This window comes from Candidatus Termitispirillum reticulitermitis (assembly GCF_054655775.1).
The window spans coordinates 1-1,889 of record NZ_BAAIHG010000122.1; the positions used below are offsets into that span (position 1 = coordinate 1).

The 1,889-nt window shown below is 37.2% G+C and carries 2 protein-coding genes; both read left to right on the forward strand.

Annotated elements, in window-relative coordinates; genetic code table 11:
* Positions 1-86: 86 nt before the first annotated feature.
* Positions 87-1,295 (forward strand): AAA family ATPase, encoded by a 1,209-nt coding sequence (locus AC1MDJ_RS07625; RefSeq protein WP_479690326.1) that lies wholly within the window; start codon positions 87-89, stop codon positions 1,293-1,295.
* A complete protein-coding gene (locus AC1MDJ_RS07630) occupies positions 1,292-1,792 on the forward strand; it encodes a hypothetical protein (RefSeq protein ID WP_479690325.1) in 501 nt (166 codons plus the stop codon). Before AC1MDJ_RS07625 ends, AC1MDJ_RS07630 begins: the two co-directional genes overlap by 4 nt.
* Positions 1,793-1,889 lie beyond the last annotated feature (97 nt).

Here is a 1,889-nt window from a genome sequence, read left to right on the forward strand (position 1 = left end):
CCTCTGACGTTGGGAAGAAGTTGAATATATGTATCTCGTTATGCTTTGTGGATTGATATAATATTTTAAGGTGAGGTGTTATCCAAATAGAGCTTAAAAACTTTGGTCCCATTGCTCAAGCTAGCTTGAATATAGCTAAGTTCACTTTCTTTGTGGGTGATAATGGTAGTGGCAAAAGCACTGTCGCTAAAGCTCTCTCTACGTTTATGTGGATGGAGAAATCGCTGGTTCGTGGGGATTATGATAAAAACTATTTTGAAAAAAGTAAATATTTTAAGACAGAGCTATTAAATTACCACAGGCTTGAGAATTATTTCACTGACAGTTCAGAACTTCATTATGAGGGGAGTGTTTACGCTTTTACCTATAAAAAAGGACGGCTATACATAGATAAACAAGAGAAAGCAATATCTGAATATGCGCTTCCGCAAATATTGTATGTGCCAGCTGAACGTAGTTTTGTCTCAAACGTGAATGATTTGAGCAAATGCAAACTTTCGGATGCCTTGTTAACTTTTGTGCAAGACTATGAATTGGCGCGAAAAACGTTGCTTAGTCCTCTTGAAATGCCCTTTAATAATATTGTGGTCGGCTATGATGAGAGTCGTGGCAGTGTTTATGTTGAGGACAAGAACAAAACGTATAGAATAGACTTGTCGGAGGCTTCTAGCGGTATTCAATCAGTGGCACCGCTACTTGTAATTTATAATGCTCTTATTGAGAAAATAATAGCCAAAAAAGGCTCTGATATGACACTAGATGAACTTAAACGTTTTAGCAAGGAAGCTGCCGCAATTGTATCCAACAACGGATTGTTGGAGATGCAAAAACGTGCGGCTATGTCAGAACTTGGGGGACGATTTAATAAAAAGGTGTTTATAGGCGTGATAGAAGAACCAGAACTAAATCTATATCCAAAGTCTCAACAAGACTTGCTCCAAAAACTTGTTGGATACACTAATAGCGTGGTTGGAAATAGGCTGGTAATAACAACACATAGCCCATATATAATTGATTACCTTACTTTATTGGTTGAGGCGGGCAACTTATATAAAGAATTAAATAGTTCTAGCAATAAGGATAAACTTCAGAAAAAATTACTAAAAATTGTTCCTCAAGGGGCATTTATTCCACTGAAAGAACTAGTTATTTACCAGTTTAGCAAGGGAACGACTAAAAAGCTTCCTTTGGTAGCAAATTTGCCAACATCAGATAACAAGCTAAACTTGGCTTTAGATAGCATAAATGAACAGTTTTATAAACTGTTAGATATTAGGCAGGAGATGTCCGTATGAGTTTTTTAGATGATGCAAAAATTATGACTGAAAAGGAATTTGGGCTTTGTGACTATGGTAAATCAACACAAAAACCCGCTTATACAGACACTAAAGTAGAGAATAAAGCTGACAAATGGCTTGCTATTGTAAATAATAGCCAAAAAGTAGAGGTCGGCTTTGTTGCCATTGACAATAATCCGCCTGTGCTTGAGGCGATGGGGTTTAAGGACGAAAAACGTTGCGATGCTCTATTGAAGTATGATAAAACCATTGTATTCGTTGAGCTTAAAGACGATAGGCATAAGGGCTGGGTGCGTAAAGCTACTGAACAGCTGGAAGGTACGATAAAACTATTTAGAAAAAATTCAGTAGCTAATCAGTTCATGACAATGAAAGCTTATGTGGCAAACCGTGCTCACCGAAATCCGACACAACGTAGTTATGTAGATAGAATAACAGGCTTTATGAAGAACTTTGGGTGTTATCTGTATGTAAAAGGGGATATAGAGATTTAGCTCTAAATATTGGTTATCGGGAGCAAATAATGTTAAAAACTGAAGCAGTTCGTTTAATAGAACAAACCTTTGAGGCGAGCTACGATGAAGGGCGGTT

Bases quoted from the DNA above. Each gene is read 5' to 3' on its own strand.
- AC1MDJ_RS07630 (WP_479690325.1), top strand. From the start codon at position 1,292: ATGAGTTTTTTAGATGATGCAAAAATTATGACTGAAAAGGAATTTGGG.